The sequence below is a fragment of the Sphingobium sp. BHU LFT2 genome, assembly GCF_018604485.1.
Taxonomy (GTDB): Bacteria; Pseudomonadota; Alphaproteobacteria; order Sphingomonadales; family Sphingomonadaceae; genus Sphingobium; species Sphingobium yanoikuyae_A.
The window spans coordinates 518207-541419 of the sequence record NZ_JAFCGW010000001.1; the positions used below are offsets into that span (position 1 = coordinate 518207).

The window sequence follows — 23213 nt, forward strand, 5'->3', positions numbered from 1 at the left end:
CCGTGGCCGGTCCCGACATCATCACCCTGGGCTGCCGGCTCAACATCGCGGAGAGCGAGGCTATTCGCGAAATGGCCGGCGCGCAGGACGACCTGATCGTCGTCAACAGCTGCGCCGTGACGGCCGAGGCCGTGCGCCAGACCCGGCAGGCGATCCGCCGCGCCAGGCGAGACCGCCCCGACGCCCACATCCTCGTCACCGGCTGCGCTGCCCAGACCGAGCCCCAGACCTTCGCCGCCATGGCGGAAGTGGACGGCGTGATCGGCAACCGGGAGAAGCTGGAGGCCGCCGCCTATACCCCGTCATCCCAGCGAAGGCTGGGATCTCAGGCCGGATGGAGCGCCCTGTCGCAAGAGACCCCAGCTTTCGCTGGGGTGACGGAAGAAGAAGCGAAGGTCAACGTTTCCGACATCATGGCCGTGCGCGACACCGCGCCGCACATGGCCAGCGCCTTTGCCGAACATGCCCGCGCCTTTCTGGAGGTGCAGAATGGCTGCGATCACCGCTGCACCTTCTGCATCATCCCCTATGGCCGGGGGAACAGCCGCTCCGTCCCCGCCGGCGCGGTGATCGACAAGGCGAAGCAACTGGTCGATGCGGGCTATAGCGAGATCGTGCTGACCGGCGTCGACGTCACCAGCTATGGCCCCGACCTGCCGGGCAGCCCCTCGCTCGGCCAGCTTGTCGAACGGCTGCTGCGCCATGTCCCGGACCTGCCCCGACTGCGCCTCTCCTCGATCGACAGTGTCGAGATTGACGAGCGGCTGTTCGACCTCATCGCCCATGAGCCACGGATGATGCCGCATCTGCATCTCTCGCTACAGGCCGGCGACGACATGATCTTGAAGCGCATGAAGCGCCGCCATGCCCGCGCCGACGCGGTGCGCATCGTCGAGCGGGTGAAGGCCGCCCGCCCGGACATCAGCATCGGCGCCGACATCATCGCCGGCTTCCCGACCGAGGATGACGCCATGTTCGCCAACAGCCTGGCGCTGGTCGCCGATTGCGACATCGTCCATGGCCATATCTTTCCCTATTCGCCGCGCACCGGCACGCCGGCCGCGCGCATGCCCCAGCTGGATCGCACGACCATCAAGGCGCGCGCCGCGCTGCTGCGCGATGCCTGCACGGCGCAGCGCGACGCCTGGCTCGCCCGCCTGGTCGGCACCCGCCAGTCGGTGCTGGTCGAACGCAACGGCCTGTCGGGCCATGCGGAAAATTTCGCGCCGGTGCGCTTCACCACGCCCCAGCCCCCCTCCACGATCGTCGCGGCCCGCATCAGCGGCCTTGAGAATGGCGCGCTGATCGCGCAAGAGGCGCAATAATGACTGACACCGGCACCAGCTGGCGCGACCGCCTCTTCGGCGGCCTCAAGCGCACATCCGACAAGCTCGGCGAGAATCTGACCGGCCTTTTCACCAAGGCCGCGCTCGACGACCAGACCCTCGACGAGATCGAGGAAGCCCTGATCATGTCCGATCTCGGCCCGGCCATGGCCGGCCGGGTTCGCGATCGCCTGGCCGAGGGGCGCTACAACAAGGAACTGACCGAGGAATATCTGCGCGAGATCATCGCGGAGGAGATCGAGAAGGTGCTGGCCCCGGTCGCCCGCCCGCTCGAGATCGAAGCCTTTCCGCGGCCGCAGGTGATCCTGGTGATCGGCGTCAACGGATCGGGCAAGACAACCACCATCGCCAAGCTCGCCAATAATTTCCTGGAACAGGATTATGGCGTGATGCTGGCGGCGGGCGATACCTTCCGCGCGGCCGCCATCGGCCAGCTCAAGGTCTGGGCAGAACGCCTCGGCGTGCCCATCGTCGCGGGCAAGGAAGGCGGCGACGCGGCAGGCATCGTGTTCGACGCGGTCAAGCAGGCGACGGCCAGCGGCATCGACGTGCTGATCGTCGACACCGCTGGCCGGCTGCAGAACAAGACCGAACTGATGGACGAACTGGCCAAGGTGCGCCGCGTGCTCGGCCGATTGAACCCGGCCGCCCCGCACGACGTTGTCCTGGTCCTCGATGCCACCACGGGACAGAATGCGTTGAACCAGATCGAAGTCTTCAAGGAAACCGCACAGGTCACCGGCCTGGTCATGACCAAGCTGGACGGCACGGCGCGCGGCGGCGTGCTGGTCGCGGCGGCGGAGAAATATCGCCTGCCGATCCACGCCATTGGCGTCGGCGAAAAGATCGAGGATCTGCGCCCGTTCGATGCCGGCGACATGGCACGCGCGATCGCGGGGACGGCCTATGCCCGCTGACGCCAAGAAGCCCGCCCATGGCGGCAGCCTCAGCCTCGCGCTCGATTTCGGGCCGCTGCTGGTCTTTTTCCTGAGCTACAAGGGCGCGGGCTGGTTCTGGGGTGCGGGCAACCCGATCACCGCCATGAGCTTCGGCACCGCCGCCTTCATGGCCGCGATCGTCATCGCCGTGATCATCTCCAAAGTGAAGCTCGGCCGGGTCTCGCCGATGCTGTGGCTCTCGGCGCTGCTGATCCTCTTCTTCGGCGGCCTCACCATCTATTTCCACGACCAGCGCTTCATCCAGCTGAAGCCGACCATCATCTACGCCTTCTTCGCGCTGATGCTGTTCGCCGGGCTGCTGCGCGGCAAGCCGCTGCTCAAATATCTGCTCCAGGCCGCCTATGACGGGCTGACCGAGGAAGGCTGGCGCAAGCTGTCGCGCAACTGGGCGCTGTTCTTCGTCGCCATGGCGGTCGCCAACGAACTGATGCGCCGGTCAATGAGCTTCGACACCTGGCTCGCGGTCAAGGTCTGGGGCGTCACCATCGTCTCGGTCGTCTTCGCCGGCGCCAACATCCCGATGCTGCTGCGCCACGGCCTGACCCTGGACGATGGCCTCGACAGCGACGAGGTGGGCGAAACCACCCCGCCGCAGGGCTGACCCCTAAAAACTGCCGTCATCCCGGACTTGATCCGGGATCCATTCTGCGCTCGCTCTCGGGCGTAGTGCCGAATGGATCCTGACTTACGTCAGGATGACGGATGCGGGGCAGGACTGGCCCTAGGCCTGAACCACCGCATCCACCAGGATGTCGCGCAGATGGCCGTCGCGGTCCGGCCACAATATGGCATTGCCCGCCCGCATCCCGATCAGCGCGGCGCCGACCGGCGTCAGGATCGATATCCGGCCCAGCGCCACATCGGCATGGCTGGGATAGACCAGTTCCACCCGGCGCGGCGCTCCGCGCGCACCATCGCGATAGAGGATGGTCGATCCCATCGCCGCGACATCGGCCGGCAGCGCCGCCCGGCTGCACAATTGCGCCCGGCCGACCTCCTCCAGCAGCAGCTGGCTGACGTCCGGGAAGCGGTCGCGCGCCGCCCAGGCCAGATCGGAAATCATGTCGGCTTCGGATTCGACGATATGGATCGGCGGCACGGCCGCCCATTTCTGTTGCAGGGTCATGGGAAAACTTCCTGATAGGGGTGCGCGCCCGGTCCTCGGGCGCAAAGCGTCAAGAAGGGTGCCCCGAACCTGTCGGCAGCGCGCCTGTCAGGTCCGGGGCGGATGGCCCGCGAGAAGCTGTCCCCCATGATGGCGGAAGCGTGCAAAGATGACCTTAAACGACATGGCCGGGATCATGTTCGGCCCCGTCCCGCCTGTCAAGCAAGCCGCCCCGCCCCTGCCCCGCCCATCACCGTCCGAAAGCCCCGCCAACCGCCTGTTTCTGCGATCGTTTCGCAATAGGCACATATTGGTTTTCTTGGGCGTTGGGTGCGCATATGGGAAGCGACGGAGGCGTCCACGCCCCGCATGGACCATATGATAAACCGGCATCGCAAGCATCACTGCGAGCCGCCCCATAACGAACCCGAGGAGTTCCGCCATGGCCTTTGTTCTGCCCGATCTTCCCTATGCCAAGGACGCCTTTGGCGACATCCTGTCGGTCGAAACCTTCGACTTCCACCACGGCAAGCATCACAATGCCTATGTCGTGAAGGCCAATGAACTGGTCGCCGCCGACGAGAGCCTGCAGGGCAAGTCGCTGGTCGAGCTGATCAAGTCGTCGAAGGGCGGCCTGTTCAACCAGGTCGGCCAGATCTGGAACCACACTTTCTACTGGAACTCGCTGTCGCCGGTGAAGACCGCCCCGACCGGCGACCTGCTCGCCAAGATCGAGGAAGCCTTCGGTTCGGTCGACGCGCTGATCGAAAAGCTCAAGGCAGAGGCCGTCGGCCACTTCGCCAGCGGCTGGGCCGCGCTGATCCTGAAGGACGGCAAGCTGGAAGTGACCAGCTATCATGACGCCGACACCCCGGTCGCCCATGAAGGCCATGCGCCGCTGCTGATCCTCGATGTGTGGGAACATGCTTACTACATCGACTATCGCAACCTGCGCCCGGCCTATGCCGAAAAGCTGCTGAAGGAAGCGATCAACTGGGACTTCGCGGCCCTCAATCTCGACGGCCAGGGCGCCAGCCGCGCCGACCAGCCGGCCTGATCGCGACAGGCTCCGATGGGGCCTGATCCACAGGATCGATGACAGAAGGACCGTCCGGTGCGCAGGCGCCGGGCGGTCTTTCTTTTTACAGGCTTTGCGCGCTTTGCCCGCCCTGCGCTCCAATCCCCTCTTAACGCCGGCCGACGCATGATCGCACGCGACAGGGAGGATGATCGCGATGAACATGGACGAGTTGGGCACGCAGCATGAGGAGATCGCCCTGATCGCCGCGCAACTGCGCCAGGCGATCGCCGATCCCGATCTGCCCCAGGCGGTGAGCGCATTGCGCTGGCAACTGGCGCGCAAGCTGATGGCCCATCTCGCGCTGGAGGATCGCATCCTCTACCCCGCGCTCCAGCGCCAGGGCGACGATCGCGTCCGCGCCACTGCCGCGCGCATCCAGGCCGAAATCGGCGCGCTGGCCGAGAGCTTCGCCCGCTACATGGCCGCCTGGACCGACGAGCGGATTACCCGCGACTGGCGCGGCTTCTGCGCCGACAGCGGCCGGATATTGGATGCCCTCGGCCGGCGGATCGATCGGGAAGAGCGCGTCCTCTACCCGCTGGCGCGCTCTATCGATGACCAGGCAACCGGCCAGATAGCCCGCGCCGGCTGACCGCCGATCAGGCCGCTTCCAGCTGCGCCACGAACAGGTCGGTCGCGCGCTGTAATTCCTGCGCGGTGCGTGACAGGCCGGCCGCCGCGCTCGACACGCGATCGGACAGATTTTCGGTATTGCGCGCGACATCGGCCACGGTCGCCATCCGCTGCGCCATATGATCGGCATCGCGGGCGGTATCGCGCGCAGACTGGCCGATCGCCGCCGTCGCATCGCGCTGGTCGGCCACCGCACGCTGGATCGCCTGCGCCGCCTGCGCCAGTTCCTCGACGCTCCCGGCGACCTCGGACAGGGCTTCCTGCGCCACCCCGGCCCCCTGCCGCGCGGATGAGGCCAGCGACTGGATTTCGCCGGTCGCACTCGCCGTCTGGTTGGCCAATTGCTTCACCTCTCCGGCCACCACCGCAAAGCCGCGCCCGACCTCGCCGGCCCGTGCCGCCTCGATCGTGGCATTGAGCGCCAGCAAATTGGTGCGGGCGGCAATCTCGGTGATCGAATCGGCGAAGCTGGTGATCGACGCGGTGCGCCCTTCCATCGCCTGCATCGCCTCATGCCCCGCCACCGACACGCGCTGCGCCTCCCCGCCCAGGCTCGCCTGCTGGCTGGCCGCCGCCGCGATTGCGCTGATCGATTCGGACAATTGCTCGATCCGCCGCGCCAGCACCGCCGCGCTGGCCGAGGATTGGCCCGCCGCCGCCATCGTCTCGTCCGTGCCCACGCTCGCGCGGCGCGCCAGATCATGCAGCAGCCCGGCCGATTCCTTGAGTTCGCCCGTTGCCGCACTGACCGCGCTCACCACGCCCGCCACCGACTGACGGAACGCGCCGACCAGCGCCAGCGTCTCGCTGCGCCGGTCCTGTGCCATCCGTGTCTTTTCGGCGTCCCGCTCGATCCGCAGATGCGCCTCGCGCGCGTCGGACTGGCGCTGGGCATCCATCGCCGATTCCGCCGCATTGCGCCCGGCCTGCGCTTCCCGCGCCAGCCGGGCAGTGTCCGCCACATGCGCATCCTGCGCCAGCAGCAGCCCATGCAATTTGATGCTGAGATAACCCAGGATCGTGCCCTGCAGCACCACTGCAAAGCCGTGGATGATGACTCGGCCAATCTCCGCCTGCCCCGAGAACACCCAATTGGGCGCAACATAGGTCAGCACCAGATGATGCAGCGCGATCAGCACCGACGCCAGCAGGATCGGCCGCCAGTCGTAGAGCACCGCCAGCGAGGCGAGCGCCACGAAGAAATACATGTGCGCGTCCATCTGCCAGACATGGCCGCTCAGCAGGAACAGGGTGATCGCCGGCTGCACCGCCGCCAGCGTCCCCATCACCAGCCGCACCTCCAGGTCGTTGCGACGCCGCATAACCATCCAGGTCGGCAGGATATTGGCCAACGCCGACAGCAGCATGGCGGGCGCCGCCCGCTCATTGCCGATCATCATGCCGCCAATGCCGATCAGCACGGTCCAGATCAGGCTACACAGCAACAGGATGCGCAGGCCATGCAGGCGCAGGCTTTCGAGACTGTTGAACGCCATCAGGCCAACCCTCCCACCGGTTCGCCACAGGCCGCGGCAAAGGCGCGCAGCGGCAAGATACCGCCCCGCAACAGCGGCAGCAGCGCGTCGCGCTGCCCCTCCACCACCATCGATCCGGGCAGGCGTCCGCTCGCCACCAGCCGGGCGCCATGCGCCACCGCATCGGGCACCAGATGCGCGCGCGCACCGGCCGTCATCGGGATCAGCAGGATGCGCCCCTGCGCCGGCGGATTGCCATAGAGCAGGGCGAGACCCAGGAGGATGATCGCGAGCTGGGCCAGCAGCACCGCACCGCGCGAGGAAGGAAGCCATATCCGCATGGCATCCCCCCTAGGAAATGTTGGTAAGGATAGGCTTAACAGGCCCGTCCGGATTTACGCATTTTGCGTAAGTTAGCCCGGATTCTGCGCTTCCGCCTGCGCCGGCAGGTCCAGCGCCGTCGCCAGTGCGTCCAGATCCGCCCCCGGCCGCACCAGCAGCCAGTCGCGGCTCGCGGCGCCATTGACCACCGTGATCGCGCCCTTCGGACAGACGCCCAGGCAATTCACCTCGATGATGCCCGCCGCCGCCTTGCGCCCCTTCTTCAGCGACAAATGCCGCCGCAGCGCCTTGGCCAGCCGCTCCTCGCCATCCTTGCCGAAGCCGCCGTCCAGCTTCTTCGAGCATTTGCGGCAGACCAGCACGGCATTTTGCCAGTTGGACCGGACATGATCCTTCAATCGCGGGCGCCCCGCGGCTTCCAGGTGCGTCGTTCCTCGGCCGCACGCAGCACCTCATAGGCGGCCTGGATTGTCTGGAACTGCACCGCCGCCTCGGCATCGCCCGGCTTCACGTCGGGATGATATTCCTTGGCCAGGCTGCGCCAGCTCTTGCGCACCGCCTCGAAATCGGCGTCATCCTCCAGCCCCAGCGCCTGCAGCGCGTGCATCTCGTCGCGCGATCGGCTGCCGTCGCCGGGGCCGCCCCAGCCATGATGGGCGCTCGACTGATAGCCGCCAGCATCGCGCCGTTCGGTGCGCTCGCGCTCGGCCCGCTCTTCCTCGTCCAGCCCCTGAAAATAGTCCCAGTTGCGGTTATATTCGGCCGCATGCTCGCTGCAGAAATACCAGCGGTCCGGGCTGTTGGGCGATTTGGGCGCGGGGCAGTTACCCGGCTGGTCACAGCCGAAACGGTCGCAGATGCGCACGCGCTGCGCTTCCCGCGTCGCGCCATAGGCACGCCAGCGGGGAAAACCCCAGTCATTGGATCGGCTCTGTCTTGCCATCGGACCAAATTAGGGAAGCCGCGCCCGGAAAGCCAGCCCTGCGCCGGGATTAGCGACGGAAAGTCACCCCCTGCATGTTGCCGCCGCAGCCAAGGCCACCATCGGGGCGATAGCTTTGCTCATATTTGGCCCGCGTCACGATCTTCGTGCCGTTGGTGCCAAAGATCATCGGCGGATAGGTGATGACCGCCCGCTGGTTGCGGGTCGTGCCGTCTGCTGCGATGTCGAACTGAACCCGCGTCCATCCCTCGACGCCGACGGACACCATGTCCGTGGGATAATCGGCGGATGACACCGGCGCGCTGCGCAGGCTGGGCTTGGCATCGACGATCGAACATTGCTGCGCCGACAATCCGGTCGCGGCATAATCGGCCTGTGCCGCTTCCAGATTGCCGCCAGTCGCCTGCAGGCTGGCGCGCCGCACCAGCGCCGCCACGCGCAGCGGGTCATTGGCCGGCAAGGCGCCATCATCGATCACCGCGTTGAGCAGCGCCTGCGACCCGACCTTTTCCCTGGGCCTCAGATCATCATAGGCCAGGATCGCAAAGGTCGCCCGTGCATCGGCATCGGCCTGATAGTCGGCGGCGCGCAACGCATAGGGGGAATCGGCGCGGATACGGATATCCACATGCTCGGCGGCATCATGGACCAGGCGGTCGACCCGCAATTGCGCCAGCGGCGGGGCATCCGCCGTCCGCACCACCCGGCGCAGCAGTGGGCCATAGGTCTCGACATCCTCGCGCGCGGCCATCGATCCGGCGAGCAGCGGGATCAACACCGGCACCAGTTCCACCGTCGTATCGCCCTTCTGGCTGCGGATCAGCTGCGCCTGCTGCAACAGCAGCGCGCGCTGCCGGGTCATCGGCACATTGTCCAGCACCGGGCCGGGAACGCGCCTGGCCTCCAGCCAGTCGGCCAGCGCCTTGGTCGGGCCAGCCAGCATCGACGGGCCGCCTTCCGCGGTCGAACAACGCAGTTCCAGCCGCGTCACGAACCGGAACAGCGCCGGGATCTTATTCACGTCATCGGGCCGCCACGACCAGTCCCGCACCGCCCGCGCGAACGCCAGCGCCGAAGGGCCGGGGCGCGATCCATAGACGGGCCGCGCATAGGAAACGGCGCCGCTGTCGCTGATGCCGAATTCCACCACGGCATAATCGTCAGGCTGGACGCCATCCTCGCCACAGCGCGGCAGCGCCATGTCCGCGCCCTGGGTGAAGTCCTGCTGCGGCATGCGTCCGGCACCGGTATAGACCAGATAATTGCGCGCCGTGTCGCGATGGCCGGCCAGCATGGCGGCGATCGACGCATCCGACCGGGTCACCAGATCATTGAAATCGACCCTGGTGGTCAGCCCGCCCTGCTGCTTCACCGCCCGCGCGAACAGTTTTTCCGCAGGATCGAACTGGCCCAGATTGAGCAGCGCCCGCCCCCGGATCAGGTCGATATGCGCCAGCGATGCCTTGTCGAACATCTTGGGGTCCGCCACCGCGATGGCATTGGCCGCTTCGGCGGCCTTCAGCGCTTCGGCCGGATCGACGAACGTGCCGGCCTGCGCCTGTCCCAGCAGCGCCTGGATGCGCGCCGCCGGCCCCTCCGCTTCGGCCAGCGCCGCGCTGAAATGGGCCAGCGCACCGACATAGTCGAGGTCGCCCATCGATACGCGCCCCAGCGTGTAGGCGGCACGATAGCGGTCGGTCGACAGGCTGGCATCATCCCTGGGCAGGCCCGGCGCCGCCTGGTTCAGCAGGTCGCGCGCCTCGGCCCAGCGCGACAGTTCCGCCAGCACCATCGCCTTGCGCACCCGCACGATCGCCAGGCTGCGCGGATTGCGCACCACCCGGCCTTCGAGCGCGGTGAGGATTTCCAGTGCGCGGGGATAGTCCGCCGCCTCGGTGGCTTGCGTCGATTGCTCGAACAATTGCTGGATCGTGCCGGTTGCGGGCGCGGGGGCCGGCGCTGCCGGCGCCGCCTGCTGCATCGCATGCCCGATAGCGGGCATGGCGGCCATCGCCATCAGCAAGGCCAAATATCTGTTACGCAAACCATATCCCCCCAAGACCACGGACCGGTTATTGCGATAACCTCGCAACAGGGGAAATACCAGAGGGCCTGTAAGCCGGGTTCTGTCCACCCCCAAAGGGGGATAGGCGACCATTCCTCTAGGAGACGGATTGCTCCGTCCCTCAAGCAACCAACCCGAGCGGTCTCAGTCGAAACAGACCTAGCAGTCAAGCTGCGCGCCGCCCCTATTCGGTCTTGCTCCCGGTGGGGTTTACCGTGCCGTCTTGCGTTGCCGCAGACGCGGTGCGCTCTTACCGCACCCTTTCAATTTCACTGGGCCGAAGCCTTAGTGACCTGCTTTCTGTTGCACTGTCCCTTGGATCACTCCAGCCGGCCGTTAGCCGGCACCGTCATTTCGTGGAGCCCGGACTTTCCTCGCCGTGGAAGTTACCCGCCACGCCGCGGCCGCCCGGCCCTCTGGCACAGGCGCCTATAGGCGCAAAAATCGGGTCAGTCATCCCCTGTCGGCTTGGGCAGCAGCAGGGCGAGCAAAATCGCCCGGCATTCGCCATCGATGACGCCGTCGATCAGTTCGGGGCGAAAGCGCCGCTGGAAGGCGACGACCGCAGGTTCCGGCTCGGCAATGTCATAGCCGAAACGTTCGAGCGCCAGCATGAAGCCACTGTCGGTCCAGTGCGGGTCCATCAGATTCTTGGTCGGTCGCGGCAACGCCAGCCGCAGCCGCGCCAGTTGCCCCCAGGGAAAAAGTTCGCCCGGATCCTGCTTGCGCGCGGGCGCGATGTCGCTGTGCCCGACGATATTGCCGCGCGTGATCCGGTGGCGCTGGACGATGTCGTGAACCAGCGGGATCAGCGATCCCATCTGCGCCTCGGGAAAAGGCCGATAGCCCCATTCATGGCCGGGATTGACGATCTCGATGCCGATGCTGGCGCTGTTCACGTCATCGATGCCGCGCCAGTGCGATCGGCCCGCATGCCAGGCGCGCTTGTCCTCGGCCACCATGCGGATGATTTGGCCATCCTCGGTCACGACATAATGGGCCGACACCTTGGATTCGGCATTGGCCAGCCAGTTGATGGCGCTCGCCGCGTCCGGCATGCCGGTATAATGGAGCACCAGCATGGTGATCGGCAGGCTGCGCTCGTCATAATTGGGCGACGGCGTCTCGATCATGGGGATGTCGGTCATCGCAAAGGGCCCGTCACCACGAAAAGTCCAGTTTCACGCCCTGTTCCGCCCTGCGTCGCGCCGCGTCATGCAGCCACAGGCGGAATCATGGCCGAGACCGGCGCGGCAATCAAGCGTGGTAAATGATCGGCGGACGATTAGCCCGCGCGCCGGGCCGAATTGCCGGCATCGGCCGAATAGCCTCGCCGCGCATAGCTCCCGCGAAATTCGGGATGCGGCACGAATTCCTCGCTCTGGCCGATCACTGTCTCGCCCGCGCCCAGCAGCAGCACCGACCGGTCATGGCTGTGCCGGGCCAGCAGGTCGAACACGCTTTGGCGCCGTTCGGGCGAGAAATAGAGCAGCACATTGCGACACAGCAGCAGGTCATAGGCGCCGCTCGGCACCCGCGCGGCGAACAGATTATCCTGACGGAAATCGATCATCCGCCGCAGCTCCGGGTTCGCCCGCCAGTCATCGCCCGCCGGCTCGAACCATTTGATCAGATCGCCGATCGGCAGGCCGCGCTGCACGTCCATCTGCGAAAAGACGCCGCTGCGCGCCTGGTCGATTGCCGCGCTCGAAATATCGGTCGCCAATATCTCGATCCGCCAGCCCGCCCAGCGCGCCGCCTCGTTGCAGAAGCGGATCGCCAGCGAATAAGCTTCCTGCCCGGTCGAACAGCCCGCGCTCCAGATTCGCAGCACCCGGTCGCCCCGCGCCTCCTGGATGCGCGGCAATATCTGCCGGTGGATGAGGTCGAATATCTGCAGATCGCGGAAGAAGCTGCTTTCATTGTTCAGCAGTGCGTTCACCACATCCTCGTCCAGGCGCGGATTGCGGCTGCGCAGCAGCTTGCCGGCCAGTTCGTCGATATCCTGCAACCCATGATCGCGCAGCACGGGCTTCAGCGCCGTCTCCATGCGCCATGCCCGCCCCTCGGACAGAACCTGGCCGGTCCGCGCTTCCAGCAGACCCGTCAAAATCCGGGCAGCGCCCGATCCCATCCTGGAAGGGGGCAAGGCCATCAGTCGTTCATCTTTCCGCGTCGTGCGACAAAATCCATGATCGCATGGGGTTCCATCAGGGCGCAGGTCAGCCCTGCCCCCGCTACCGATCCCGGCATCCCCCATACCACGCTGCTTGGCTCATCCTGGGCGACGATCCAGCCGCCCGCCGCCACGATATCCCGCGCCCCGGCCGTGCCGTCGCGGCCCATGCCGGTCAGCACAATCCCCGCCGCGCCCGCGCCATAGACATCGGCCATGGCGGCGAACATCGGGTCGACACCCGGCAAATTGCCCGACGGCGTCCGTTCCGGGTCCAGCACCACGCTCACCCGACCATGCAGCCCGCGCCGCAGCAGCAGGTTGGCGTCGCCCGGCGCAACATAGACGGTGTCGGGCGCCAGCAGGTCGCCGGCCTCCGCCACCTTGACCCGCAGGCTGGTCATGCGCGCCAGTTGCTGCGCGAAATAGACAGTGAAGCTGACCGGCAGATGCTGGGTCAGCAGGATCGGCACGCCCAGCGGCGCAGTCAGGCCGCTGAACAACTGGCTGAGCGCATGGATACCCCCGGTCGACGCGCCGATGCCCAGGCAGGCCAGGGGTTCGACCGCTGCGCCGGTCGCATGAGCGGGCGGAACCATGGTCGACCGCTGCGTCGGTGCCGTCGGCGCTTCGCCACCGAACAGCCGGCCGAGCCGATCGATCAATGCCTGCGGGAATTGCTCGCCAAAGCTGCCGCTGCCCGGCTTGGAGAGAATATCGCTCGCGCCCAGCGCCAGCGCCTCGACCGCCGCCGCACTGCCCTCCTCGCAGCGGCCCGACAGGATCGCCACCTTGCCCTGCGGGTTCGATCGCAGGATCGCAGGCAGCGCCGCCAGGCCGCTTTGGCCCGGCAGTTCGATGTCGAGCAGCACCAGGTCGACGCTATGCTCGGCCAGATAGCGCAGCGCATTTTCCGCGCTGTTGGTCTTGTGGACGACGGTAAAGCCGGGATCGGCGTTCAGGATGCGCTCGATCACCGTGCGCACCACCACCGAATCGTCAACCACCAGCGTGCGCACCGCGGGAGCGGTGTGGCTGTCGAGGCTGACCATGGTCGGCACGAAGACGGTCATTGACGGGCTTTCAGAACGAAGAGGCTGGGAAGACGGCGATATCCTCGAAGGGAGGGGCCGGGCCTAGATGACCCCGACGATCGCCAGCTTGCTCTCCAGCGTCTCGCGGTCGAACGGCTTCATCACATATTCGTCGGCACCGGCCTCGACAGCCGCCTTGATATGGCTGATGCCGTTTTCCGTGGTGCAGAAGATGATCTTGGGCCGGGCCTCCATCTTGGTGGCCGACAGCGCCTGCAGGAATTCCATCCCGCTCATCACCGGCATGTTCCAGTCGAGCAGCACCACATCGGGCAGGCTGGCCTCGCACTGGGTCAGGGCATCCTGCCCGTCCACCGCTTCGGTCACGGTCAGGTCCAGCGATTCCAATATGTGGCGTGCCACTTTGCGGATGACCTTGGAATCATCGACGACCAGGCAGTTCTTCATGAAGCGTCCCTTTGATTTTTACGTGCCGGGATGAGAGGCGTAAACGCGAAAGGCGAGGAAATGGTAAACGACGCGGCCAAGCGATCAGGCCGCCTGTGCCTGGGCGCCGGCCTCGATGAAGCCGGCCAGCGACACCAGCAGATGGGGTACGCCCTCATGCTCCACCACGCCGCGCGCAAAGGGCATCCAGGCTGAATCCAGTTGTCCGCGCAGCGGCAGTTCGCCCTCGGGCACGCGGCAGATATCCGATACGCCATCGACCATCAGGCCATAGCTATGGCCGCTGATATTGGCGATGATCGCCAGGTCGCGCTGGTCGGCCGGGGTCGCGCGCCCATGAATCAGGGCGGCGACATCTATGATCGTCAGCACCCGGCTGCGCAGCGCGGAAAGACCCGCGACATGCACGCCCATGCCGGGCACGGGCGATATCTCGGTCAGCTTGACCACCGCCTCGACCTCACTGGCATCGACCGCGATGCGGGTGCCGGCCAGCGTCGCCAACAGATAGAGTTGCTCCATCGCTCTTCCCCTTACCCGCGTGCGCCGGACAGCGCCGCCATCAGCGCGTCCTGGTCATAGCGGTAGATGCTGGCATCCATCGGCCCGGTCGCCCGCGGCGTGGCGCGCAGATGCACCACCCGGCATCCCATGATCTCGGCCACCTGCCCGACATCACCGGCCGAATAGAGCACGATATCCTGCGCATCGACGGCGTCGCCCGGCAGGCCCAGCACAACCTCATGCCCGGCCTGACGCAATAGCGGCGCCAATATCTCGCGGGTCCAGCCATCCTCCGCATCGGCCAGCAGGCAACGACCCCGGCTGTGCGGCGCGATCGGCTCCTGCGGCAGCGCGGCGAACAGGGCGAAGGGGTTGATGACCTCCAGATGCTCGCCATCGACCACCGCGACGCCGCTCAGCATGCCGTGCATCGCCACCATGTCCGGCACCAGCGGCATCTGGACGATGTCCAGCACCGCCGCGACCGGGTAGCAGGCTTCCAGGCTGCCATCGCGCAGGCGCAGCGCGCAGACTTTGTCCTCCGCAAAGGCATGGCGGCCGTTCACCACCGGCACCAGCCGCTCGTCCAGCCGGACGAAGGCCTGGCCGCCGGACCGGCCGAACAGCCTGGCGTCGATATCCTCGACCCGCTCGATCAGCGACAGGCGCAGCAGGCGCCGTTCGCCCGACAATTCCTCGAAACGCAGGGCCGCCACCATTTCGACGCCGGCCTCCTGCGCGGCGGCATCCGCCACCGCCCCATGGGCGCGATCGTCGATCAGGTTCGGCAGGCGCGCCGCATTGGCCAGGCCCGCCGCATCCAGCAGCAGCATCGGCTTGCCATTGTCGGGCAGGGTCATGCCGGCATAGACGCCGCTCGCCATCACCAGCGGCGATGCGGGACGGATCACCAGTTCCTCATGATTCTCGACTGCGGACACGCCCATGGCAAAGGGCACGCCGGTCGCCGATCGCACCACCATCACGGCGCGCGGTCCGATCTGCTGTGGCTTGTCCATGCCAAGCACATCTTCCAGGTCGATCATCGAATGGCGGATCGACCGGATCGTCGCGATCTTGGCGCCGCCGACATCGGCAATCTGCATCATCTCGTTATTGTCGTGCAGTATCTCGACCACCGCCGCGCGCGGGATCGCGAAATGCAGTCCGCCGGCGCGCACGATCAGCCCCGGAATGATGGTCAGCGTCAGCGGCACGCGCAGCGTGATGCGCAGCCCCTGCCCCGGATGATTGTCCAGCGCGATGACGCCGCCGATCCGTTCGATATTGGCACGCACCACGTCCATGCCGACACCGCGCCCCGACACCGCCGTCACCTTGGCCGCCGTCGTCAGCCCCGGCTGGAAGATCAGGTCCAGCTTGTCCTGCTCGGTCATCCGCGCCGCCGCGTCGGGCGTCAGCCGCCCGGCAGCAATCGCCTTTTCCACCAGCCGCGCAGTGTTGATGCCGGCGCCGTCATCGCTGATCTCGATCACGATCTGGTTGCCCGACTGGCGCGCCTCCAGCCGCAACCGGCCGGCCTCCGGCTTGCCCGCCGCACGCCGCCGCTCGGGCGTCTCGATGCCATGGTCGATGCTGTTCCGCACGATATGGGTGAGCGGGTCGACGACCATTTCCACCATCTCGCGGTCCATCTCGACATCGCCGCCTTCCAGCCTCAGCTCGATCCGCTTGTCGAGATCGCGGCTCAGGTCGCGCACCATGCGCGGCATCGCCGCGAACAGGCGCTCGACCCGCTGCATGCGGGTCTTGGAAATCACGTCGCGCATGTCTGCGACACAGGTGGACAGCCGCTCGAACGCGCTGTCCAGTTCGGGGTCGGCCGACCGGTCGCGCAGCTTGCGCGACAATTCGTTGCGCGCCAGCACCATATCCGACACGCCGTTCATCAGCTGGTCGATCAGCGACAGCGGCAGGCGAATGGTGCGCAGCGCCTGGCCCTGGCGCACCGCCGCGACCGGGGCCGCCGGCTCTTCGGGCTCCGCTTCCTCGGCGGGCGCGGCCGGCGCCTCCACTTGCGTCAGCGCACCGATCAGATATTCGTCATTCTCGTTAGGCAGCGCCGCGCCGCGCGCCACCGCCTCGGCCAGTTCGCCGATCCGGTCCATGATCGCCAGCACCGCGCTGACGGTCGCGGGATCGGGCTTGCGGTTGCCGGCGCGAATCTCCGACAGCACATCCTCGGCCGCATGGCTCAATTTCTCGAAGCGCGGCAGATTGAGGAAGCCGCAGCTCCCCTTGACCGTATGGAAGAAGCGGAAAATGGCGTCCAGCCGCTGGCTATCGCCCGGATTGGCCTCCCAGGCGACGACTTCGCCCGCCAGAGCCTCCAGCGTTTCCTGCGTTTCGGATATGAATTCCTGAAGTAACTCGTCCATTCCCACGACCTTTGGATGCGCGCGAGGGCACCATGGCCGGCCGTGGTTAAGGGGCCGTTAAAGGCGAGAGCCGGCAAAGAAAAAGGGCGCCGCAAGCGCGACGCCCCTTTGGCCCGATGGTCGGTGCCGCAGCAGATCAGTGCTGCTTCTTCTCCACCGCGTCGGCGGCAGCCTCGCCCGCCTCGCGGGTGGCGTCGGCCTTGTTCTCCAGCGCGTCGGCCGCATTTTCGGCTGCGTTTTCGGCGTTGCCCGACAGGTTGTCGGCCATCGCTTCCATGTTCGCGGCCTGGTTGTCGAGAGCGTCCGCCTGATTCTCGTAGGCATTCTCGACCTTGTTTTCCTGCTTGGAATCGCACGCGGCGAGCGAGACCATGCTGGCAAGGCCAAGGATTGCGACGAAGCTTTTCACAGCGTTTTCTCCTGTTGCGCCCCCTCAGGGCTGACATATTCGACACGAGGTCCGGGACGGTCCTTGCCATCCCGAACCCTGACGCCGATCAACCGGCCGCGTCCCCAATGGTTCCCACCGGGGCCTCGGTTCGTCGCAATCACTTATTTTTTCAGCGAGTCGCGAATCTCGCGCAGCAGCACGATATCCTCGGGCGTGACGGCCGGCGCCGGCGCTTCCTCGGGCTTGGCCAGAACCTTGTTCACCAGCTTCACCAGCAGGAAGATGATGAAGGCCAGGATGATGAAATTGACCAGCACGGTCAGGAACTGACCCCAGCCGAACATGGCGACACCGGCCGCCTTCAGGTCGGCATAGCTGTTGGGATTACCCTTGAACCCCTCGGGCAGGTCGCCCAGGCGCAGGAAGTAGCCCGAAAAGTCAGCGCCGCCGAAAAGATAGCCGACCACCGGCATGATCAGGTCATCGGTCAGCGACTTGGTGATGGTGGCGAACGCGCCACCGATGATGACACCAACCGCCAGGTCCATGACATTGCCGCGATTGATGAACGTCTTGAATTCCGAAATCAGCCCCATGATGAACCTCTTGTCTCGCCTTCGATAAACTCTGCATGGCCCGTTGCACGCCATCCGACAACGCCCTATTTCCGTCAGCGAAACAGAGCCGAGGATGTTCCATGCTTTTCCCGCGTCGCCTCTCCCGCCTTTTGCTGCCGGTCATGGGCGCGCTTGCGCTGTCCGCCTGCGGCATCAACAGCGTCCCCACTGCCGAGGAAAATGCCAAGGCCAAATGGGCTGACGTCCAGGCGCAATATCAGCGCCGCGCCAACCTGACCGGCAACCTGGTCGCCACGGTCAAGGCCGCCGGCAAGCAGGAACAGGCGACGCTGACCGCCGTGACCGAGGCCCGCGCCAAGGCGACGTCGATCCAGATCAACGCCGCCGACCTGTCCGATCCGGCCAAGGTCGCGCAATATCAGGCCGCCCAGGCACAGCTGAGCCAGGGCCTTGGCCGCCTGCTCGCCTCGGTCGAGGCCTATCCCGACCTCAAGACCAACGAGAATTTCCTCCAGCTCCAGTCGCAGCTGGAAGGCACGGAAAACCGCATCGCCGTCTCGATCCGCGACTATAATGAAGCGGTCCAGGCCTATAATACCCGCATCCGCACCTTCCCCGACGCGATCGGCGCCAAGCTGATCCATGGCGCCAAGCCCATGGCCCCGTTCCAGGCAGTCACGCCCGGCGCGGAAGAAGCGCCCAAGGTCGACTTCGGCAACTGAGCCGATAACGATGATGCGGCGCCTGCTGCTGGTCCTTGCGCTGCTGGTCTTCATACCGGCAGCGCAGGCACAGACCTTCCCCAAGCTGACCGGCCAGGTGGTCGATGCCGCCAACCTGCTCTCGCCGCAGCAGGAACAGACGCTGACCGCCAAGCTGGCCGCGCTCGACAAGCAGAGCGGCCGGCAGGTGGTGGTCGCCACCGTGCCCGACCTCCAGGGCTATGAGATTGGCGACTATGCCTATCAGCTCGGCCGCAGCTGGGGCATTGGCAGCAAGGAAAAGGACGACGGCACGATCCTGCTGGTCGCCCCGAACGAGCGCAAAGTGTGGATCGCCACCGGCTATGGTGTCGAGGGCATCGTCACCGACGCGCTTGCCTCGCGCATCTATCGCACCGCCATCATCCCGCGCTTCAAGGCGGGCGACTTTCCCGGCGGCATCGATGCGGGCGTCAACGAACTCGCCACCCTGCTGACCCTGCCGCCCGAGGAGGCGAAGGCGCGCGCCGCCGCAGCCGAGGCGGAGCAGCGCAAGGGCGACAATGGCGGCGGCGCCGTGATGCTGGTCTTCTGGGTCATCGTGATCGTCATCGTCGGCATATCGATGTTCGCCAGCCGCGGCGGTCGCGGTCGCCGCTATCGCGGCGGTGCCGGCCCGGTCATCATCTGGGGCCCGTCCGACAGCGGCTGGGGCAGCGGCGGCGGTTCCGGTTGGGGCAGTGGCGGCGGTGGCTGGGGCGGCGGCGATGGCGGCGGCTTTTCCGGCGGTGGCGGCAGCTTCGGCGGCGGCGGTGCGGGAGGCAGCTGGTGAAGCCCGTACAGTTCAGCGAACGCGATCATGACCTCGTCTCGGCCGCCGTGATGGAGGCCGAACAGCAGACATCGGGCGAGATCGTGCCGATCGTCGCGCGTCGGTCCGACGCCTATCATGATGTCGGCCTGCACTGGGCGATCGGCACCGTCTTCGTCGCCCTCGCCTTCTTCGCCTTCTTCCCGGACTATCTGCGCGACCTGGCCGGCCGGCTGCTGGGCGATTGGGACCATCAGGTCGCCGACTGGAAGATGCTGACCCTATTGCTCGGCGATCTGATCCTCGACTTTCTGGTGGTGCGCTATCTCCTCGCGATCATGCCGCTGCGCATGGCGCTCACCCCGCGCGCGACCAAGGCGCGCCGGGTCCGCCGCCGCGCCATATTGCTGTTCCGCGCCGCTGCCGAGGCCCGCACCGCCGGCCGCACCGGCGTCCTCATCTATCTCTCGCTCGACGAGCATCGCGCCGAGATTGTCGCGGACAAGGCGATCAACGACCGCGTCACGCCCGAAGCCTGGGGCGAGGCGATGGCGCTGTTGATCGACGCGGTGCGCGACGACCGGCCGGGCGAAGGCCTTGCCCTCGCCATCGGCCGGGTCGGCGCGATCCTGGCGCCGCACTTCCCCCGCGCCGCCGACGACATCAACGAACTGCCGGACAGACTGATCGAATTATGAGCGATAATGACTGGAATGCGCCCGAGGAAACCGTGTGGACCGGGCGCTTCATCACCGCGAAGAAGCGCGGCAAATGGGAATATGTCGGCCGCGCCCGCGGCATCCGTGCCGCCGTCATCCTGGCGATCGACGAGGACGTCGACGGCCGCCATGTCCTGCTGGTCGACCAGTATCGCGTGCCGCTCGGCAAGCGCTGCATCGAACTGCCCGCGGGCCTCGTCGGCGATCATGACGCCGGCGAGGACGCCAGCCTTGCCGCCAGCCGCGAACTGGAGGAAGAGACCGGCTATCTCCCCGGTCGCCTCGAATCGCTCGGCGAATTTTTCAGCTCCCCCGGCATGGTCTCGGAAAGCTTCACCCTGTTCCGCGCCCATGATCTGGTAAAGACCGGCGATGGCGGCGGCGTCGACAGCGAGGATATCCGCGTCCACCGCGTCCCCCTCGCCACCCTGCCGGACCAGATCACCGCCTGGCGCGACCAGGGCTTCGCCATGGACGTGAAGCTGCTCCTGCTCCTCGGCGCAGGATTCTTGGCCTGAATGCAAACATACCTCGCCCCTCCCTTCCAGGGAGGGGTTGGGGTGGGTAGCGAGCGCAGCGGGGTTCGTGGCCTAGGCGCTACGGGCCGCTGCATATTTATTCCGTTCGCCCTGAGCGAAGTCGAAGGGCATGACTGAGCGAAGGCGAAGTCATCGCCTCGCGCCGCTCGGCCGAAGGCTTCGACTTCGCTCAGCCCGGACGGTTCATTTAGCCCCCCTCACCCCATCCGATACCAGTCCGCCACCCGGTCGAGCGCCAGCCCCAGCACCAGCTTGCCCGCGCGACTGGGCCAGCCCAGCGCCCGTTCCGCCGGCCCCAGCCCCTCGCCCGCGCACACCACGCGCCACAATATGTCGGCCAGCCCCGGCCCCGCCGCCCGCACCGCACCATCGAACCGCTCGCGCGCCGAAAGTTGCGCGGCGCTCGGATCGGGCATCGCCGCCGCGCCGCCCCGTCGCCGCGCCGCCCCGTCGCCGCTCCGCCGGTGCCCCGTCCCAGCGCATCGTCACCCGTGCGCCCAGTCCCGCCTGCTCCCAGTCGCGGCGCAACCTCTCCCCCGCCGCCAGCTGCCGGTCGCTCACATGGCCGCGTGCATGCAGCCAGCCGATCGGCGATTCCCCCAGATGCAGCTTCATTGCCTGCATCTTGCCGGCAGGGTCTTCGATCATCTGGTCGACAAACTGGGCGGCCATGGCGGCATCTCCTGACAAGGTGGGATAGGCCAAGGGCTTGCCACGACGGATAATCTGTAGGAAAGAGAAAACCAAATAGGTTATCAACCCGAGGACAGCCATGATCACCCGCATCCGCGAGGTCCGCAAGGCCAAGGGCCTGACGCTGGAACAGGTGGGCCTGCTCTGCCTGCCGCCCACCACCGCCCAGACGATCGGCCGGCTCGAAACCGGCACCCGCACCGTCTCGGTCAAATGGCTGAACCGCATCGCCGACGCGCTCGGCGTCACCAGCGCCGAACTGGTCGCCCTGCCCGGCCAGAGCGAAGTGCCCGTCGCCGCCCTGCTCGGACCGGAGGGCGCGCGCGCACCCGTCCGCGCCCTGTCCTTCCCGCCGCCCGTGCCCGCCGACGGCATGATCGGCATCCAGGTCAATGCCAGCATCGGCGACTATCGCAGCGGCGACGCCATCTGGTGCCGTCGCATCGCCCCGGCCGATTTCGCCAGCGCCTTGAACCGCGACGTCCTCTTCCCCCGTCCCGCCGGCCGCTTCCTGTTCGGCCGCCTCATCGGCCGCGAGGGCGACCGGCTCCAGATATTGCCGCTCGGCCACGGCGCCCGGCAACAGGTGCTGACCGACCCACCCTGGGGCGCAGTGGCGGTGCAACTCGTCCGACGGCTATAGCCAAGCGCCCCCGCCACGCCTAAGCCTCGCTTAACCGACATGCAGTAGGGAGGGCCCATGACACTCAACGTCCTCACGCTTTCCACGCTCTTCCCGGACATGAGCCGGCCCAATTTCGGTGTCTTCGTGGAGCGACAGGCCCGCGAACTGGCGAGCCGCCCCGACGTCAGCGTCACCGTTGTCGCCCCGATCGGCATGCCGCCCTGGCCGCTGTCGCGCGCCGGCCGCTATGCCCCGCTGCGCGCCCTGCCGCCCAAGGAAAGGTGGAAGGATCTGACAGTCTATCGACCGACCTTCCCGATCATCCCGAAATTCGGCGGCCGCACCAATGTCCTCACCATGACCCGCGCGATCCTGCCGCTGGTCAAGCGGCTGCACGCCCAGACCCCGTTCGACGTGATCGACGCCAGCTTCTTCTTCCCCGATGGTCCGGTGGCCCAGCGCCTGTCGAAGGCGCTTGGCATCCCCTATTCGGTCAAGGCGCGCGGCGCCGACATTCATCATTGGGGCACGCAGCGCGGCACCAGGAAGATGGTGAAGCGCGCCGCCGACGGCGCCGCCGGCCTGCTCGCCGTCTCGGCCGCGATGCGCCGTTCCATGGGCCGGATGGGCATCGATGCCGACAAGATCCGGGTCCATTATACCGGCGTCGACCTCGACCGCTTCGAGATCGCCGACCGCGATCAGGCCAAGGCCGCGCTCGGCTTCGAAGGGCCGCTGATCCTCTGCGTCGGCGCGCTCATCCCGCGCAAGGGGCAGGATATTCTGGTCCGCGCCTTGCCGCTGCTACCCGGCACCACCCTGCTGCTCGCCGGCCAGGGCCAATATCGCCGGATGCTCGAAAATCTCGCGCAGGAACTGGGCGTCGAACGGCGCATCGGCTTCCTCGGCTCGGTGCCGCACGACCGCTTGCCGCGCCTCTATGCCGCCGCCGACGTGATGGCGCTGCCGTCGGAATCCGAAGGGCTCGCCAATGCCTGGGTGGAATCGCTCGCCTGCGGCACGCCGATCGTCATCACCGATGTCGGCGGCGCCCGCGAACTGCTCGATCGCCCCGAAGCCGGCAGGATCGTCGATCGCGAACCCGAAGCCCTGGCCGAAGCGATCGCCGACATATTGGCCGACCCGCCCGAGCGCGAAGCCGTCCGCGCCGCCGCCCTACGCTTCACCTGGACCGCCAATGGCGACGCCCTGCTCGATCATCTCACGGGCATAACGCGAGGCTGAAGCTATCCAGAATATGGCCCTAGCCCTCCGCGGGGATGGCAATGTTGGGTGGTCTCCTGCCATTCCCCTCCCGTAAACGGGAGGGGAAGCGAGACTTGCGCGCGCAGCGCGTTAGTCGCAGCGGGGTGGGCTTTGGCGACGTCCTTCCCACCCCCTAACCCCCTCCCGTTTACGGGAGGGGGAACAGTCTCGAATTGGTCGGTAGCAGCCCCATCGCTTTCCTACTCTCGTCCTTTCTGTTCCACATGCGTCGATGGAACGCCGCGCCCTTTCCCGCCTCCACTGCCGCCGCCCACGCGACACTGTCGCGTCGCTGTCCTTTCCCTGTCACCTCGCTGTCGCGTCGCAGGCGCGGCACCGGCGCCTGATCGTCGCGCGGCC

General features: G+C 66.8%; 26 protein-coding genes, 1 other RNA gene and 1 pseudogene. 11 read left to right on the forward strand and 17 right to left on the reverse strand.

The annotated features are described in order from the left end of the window. Positions 1-2: 2 nt before the first annotated feature. Genes mtaB through ispZ form a run of 3 tightly spaced genes read left to right on the forward strand, consistent with a single transcriptional unit; the run spans position 3 to position 2906 of the window. Entirely contained in the window at positions 3-1325 is a 1323-nt protein-coding gene (mtaB, locus tag JQK15_RS02545) for a tRNA (N(6)-L-threonylcarbamoyladenosine(37)-C(2))-methylthiotransferase MtaB (protein WP_214863233.1), read from the forward strand. After that, the gene (gene ftsY, locus JQK15_RS02550; RefSeq protein ID WP_214863235.1) at positions 1325-2263 is read left to right on the forward strand and encodes a signal recognition particle-docking protein FtsY; all 939 of its coding nucleotides are present in this window, start codon (positions 1325-1327) and stop codon (positions 2261-2263) included. Before mtaB ends, ftsY begins: the two co-directional genes overlap by 1 nt. After that, on the forward strand, positions 2253-2906 hold the full coding sequence (gene ispZ, locus JQK15_RS02555; protein ID WP_004210432.1) for a septation protein IspZ: 654 nt from the start codon (positions 2253-2255) through the stop codon (positions 2904-2906). The genes ftsY and ispZ overlap by 11 nt, the downstream gene beginning before the upstream one ends. 120 nt (positions 2907-3026) lie before the next feature. Here ispZ and rnk read toward each other — a convergent pair whose 3' ends face one another. Then, positions 3027-3431 carry a nucleoside diphosphate kinase regulator gene (rnk, locus tag JQK15_RS02560; protein ID WP_214863237.1) on the reverse strand — a complete coding sequence of 135 codons (405 nt, stop codon included), beginning with the start codon at positions 3429-3431 and terminating at the stop codon, positions 3027-3029. Positions 3432-3852: 421 nt separating this feature from the next. Between rnk and JQK15_RS02565 the strand changes: the two genes are divergently transcribed. Further along, positions 3853-4467, forward strand: a complete 615-nt coding sequence (locus JQK15_RS02565; protein WP_010336711.1) for a superoxide dismutase — start codon at positions 3853-3855, stop codon at positions 4465-4467. Between the two features lie 169 nt (positions 4468-4636). Further along, positions 4637-5083, forward strand: coding sequence for a hemerythrin domain-containing protein (locus JQK15_RS02570; RefSeq protein ID WP_214863239.1), 447 nt, complete (start codon positions 4637-4639; stop codon positions 5081-5083). A gap of 7 nt (positions 5084-5090) precedes the next feature. Here JQK15_RS02570 and JQK15_RS02575 read toward each other — a convergent pair whose 3' ends face one another. The 14 genes from JQK15_RS02575 to mscL form a co-directional block, all read right to left on the reverse strand. Then, positions 5091-6620 (reverse strand): methyl-accepting chemotaxis protein, encoded by a 1530-nt coding sequence (locus JQK15_RS02575; protein ID WP_010336709.1) that lies wholly within the window; start codon positions 6618-6620, stop codon positions 5091-5093. Then, positions 6620-6940, reverse strand: a complete 321-nt coding sequence (locus JQK15_RS02580) for a hypothetical protein (RefSeq protein WP_004210423.1) — start codon at positions 6938-6940, stop codon at positions 6620-6622. The genes JQK15_RS02575 and JQK15_RS02580 overlap by 1 nt, the downstream gene beginning before the upstream one ends. 72 nt (positions 6941-7012) lie before the next feature. Beyond that, positions 7013-7363 (reverse strand): (2Fe-2S) ferredoxin domain-containing protein, encoded by a 351-nt coding sequence (locus tag JQK15_RS02585; protein WP_214863939.1) that lies wholly within the window; start codon positions 7361-7363, stop codon positions 7013-7015. Next, positions 7336-7884, reverse strand: coding sequence for a J domain-containing protein (locus JQK15_RS02590; protein WP_214863242.1), 549 nt, complete (start codon positions 7882-7884; stop codon positions 7336-7338). Before JQK15_RS02590 ends, JQK15_RS02585 begins: the two co-directional genes overlap by 28 nt. Positions 7885-7933: 49 nt before the next feature. Next, positions 7934-9886 carry a hypothetical protein gene (locus JQK15_RS02595; RefSeq protein WP_251007517.1) on the reverse strand — a complete coding sequence of 651 codons (1953 nt, stop codon included), beginning with the start codon at positions 9884-9886 and terminating at the stop codon, positions 7934-7936. Between the two features lie 97 nt (positions 9887-9983). After that, an RNA gene (rnpB, locus tag JQK15_RS02600) (RNase P RNA component class A) lies at positions 9984-10369 on the reverse strand. 29 nt (positions 10370-10398) lie between these two features. Then, entirely contained in the window at positions 10399-11097 is a 699-nt protein-coding gene (locus tag JQK15_RS02605) for an N-acetylmuramoyl-L-alanine amidase (RefSeq protein ID WP_004210419.1), read from the reverse strand. Positions 11098-11234: 137 nt separating this feature from the next. Then, positions 11235-12104 (reverse strand): CheR family methyltransferase, encoded by an 870-nt coding sequence (locus JQK15_RS02610; RefSeq protein WP_214863243.1) that lies wholly within the window; start codon positions 12102-12104, stop codon positions 11235-11237. Continuing rightward, the gene (locus JQK15_RS02615; RefSeq protein ID WP_214863244.1) at positions 12104-13198 is read right to left on the reverse strand and encodes a chemotaxis protein CheB; all 1095 of its coding nucleotides are present in this window, start codon (positions 13196-13198) and stop codon (positions 12104-12106) included. The genes JQK15_RS02610 and JQK15_RS02615 overlap by 1 nt, the downstream gene beginning before the upstream one ends. 63 nt (positions 13199-13261) lie before the next feature. After that, entirely contained in the window at positions 13262-13627 is a 366-nt protein-coding gene (locus JQK15_RS02620) for a response regulator (protein WP_004210416.1), read from the reverse strand. Between the two features lie 84 nt (positions 13628-13711). Beyond that, complete coding sequence (locus tag JQK15_RS02625; RefSeq protein WP_125986173.1) at positions 13712-14149, reverse strand: chemotaxis protein CheW; 438 nt, start codon at positions 14147-14149, stop codon at positions 13712-13714. Between the two features lie 11 nt (positions 14150-14160). Further along, positions 14161-16530 carry a chemotaxis protein CheA gene (locus tag JQK15_RS02630; protein WP_214863245.1) on the reverse strand — a complete coding sequence of 790 codons (2370 nt, stop codon included), beginning with the start codon at positions 16528-16530 and terminating at the stop codon, positions 14161-14163. A gap of 136 nt (positions 16531-16666) precedes the next feature. After that, a complete protein-coding gene (locus JQK15_RS02635) occupies positions 16667-16939 on the reverse strand; it encodes a hypothetical protein (RefSeq protein ID WP_004210413.1) in 273 nt (90 codons plus the stop codon). A 143-nt stretch (positions 16940-17082) separates the two neighbouring features. Continuing rightward, positions 17083-17517: a large conductance mechanosensitive channel protein MscL gene (gene mscL, locus JQK15_RS02640; protein WP_004210412.1), complete on the reverse strand. Its 435-nt coding sequence runs from the start codon at positions 17515-17517 to the stop codon at positions 17083-17085. Positions 17518-17618: 101 nt separating this feature from the next. Here mscL and JQK15_RS02645 point away from each other — a divergent pair, with 101 nt between their 5' ends. Genes JQK15_RS02645 through JQK15_RS02660 form a run of 4 tightly spaced genes read left to right on the forward strand, consistent with a single transcriptional unit; the run spans position 17619 to position 20248 of the window. Beyond that, a complete protein-coding gene (locus JQK15_RS02645) occupies positions 17619-18221 on the forward strand; it encodes a LemA family protein (protein ID WP_004210411.1) in 603 nt (200 codons plus the stop codon). Between the two features lie 10 nt (positions 18222-18231). Then, positions 18232-19032, forward strand: a complete 801-nt coding sequence (locus tag JQK15_RS02650; RefSeq protein ID WP_214863246.1) for a TPM domain-containing protein — start codon at positions 18232-18234, stop codon at positions 19030-19032. A gap of 50 nt (positions 19033-19082) precedes the next feature. Beyond that, positions 19083-19709 carry a TPM domain-containing protein gene (locus JQK15_RS02655; RefSeq protein WP_214863942.1) on the forward strand — a complete coding sequence of 209 codons (627 nt, stop codon included), beginning with the start codon at positions 19083-19085 and terminating at the stop codon, positions 19707-19709. Further along, complete coding sequence (locus JQK15_RS02660) at positions 19706-20248, forward strand: NUDIX hydrolase (protein WP_214863247.1); 543 nt, start codon at positions 19706-19708, stop codon at positions 20246-20248. The genes JQK15_RS02655 and JQK15_RS02660 overlap by 4 nt, the downstream gene beginning before the upstream one ends. 218 nt (positions 20249-20466) lie before the next feature. Here the strand turns inward: JQK15_RS02660 and JQK15_RS27620 are convergent, their stop codons facing one another. Further along, a complete protein-coding gene (locus JQK15_RS27620) occupies positions 20467-20685 on the reverse strand; it encodes a DUF6456 domain-containing protein (RefSeq protein ID WP_251007518.1) in 219 nt (72 codons plus the stop codon). Between the two features lie 40 nt (positions 20686-20725). Continuing rightward, positions 20726-20893, reverse strand: a pseudogene (locus JQK15_RS27625) (DUF6456 domain-containing protein); the annotation flags it as partial. A gap of 148 nt (positions 20894-21041) precedes the next feature. On the opposite strand from JQK15_RS27625, the gene JQK15_RS02670 reads away from it, so the two are divergent. Both JQK15_RS02670 and JQK15_RS02675 read left to right on the forward strand, forming a co-directional pair. After that, complete coding sequence (locus JQK15_RS02670; protein WP_004210404.1) at positions 21042-21605, forward strand: helix-turn-helix domain-containing protein; 564 nt, start codon at positions 21042-21044, stop codon at positions 21603-21605. A gap of 57 nt (positions 21606-21662) precedes the next feature. Next, the gene (locus tag JQK15_RS02675; RefSeq protein ID WP_214863249.1) at positions 21663-22832 is read left to right on the forward strand and encodes a glycosyltransferase; all 1170 of its coding nucleotides are present in this window, start codon (positions 21663-21665) and stop codon (positions 22830-22832) included. Positions 22833-23213: the final 381 nt, after the last annotated feature.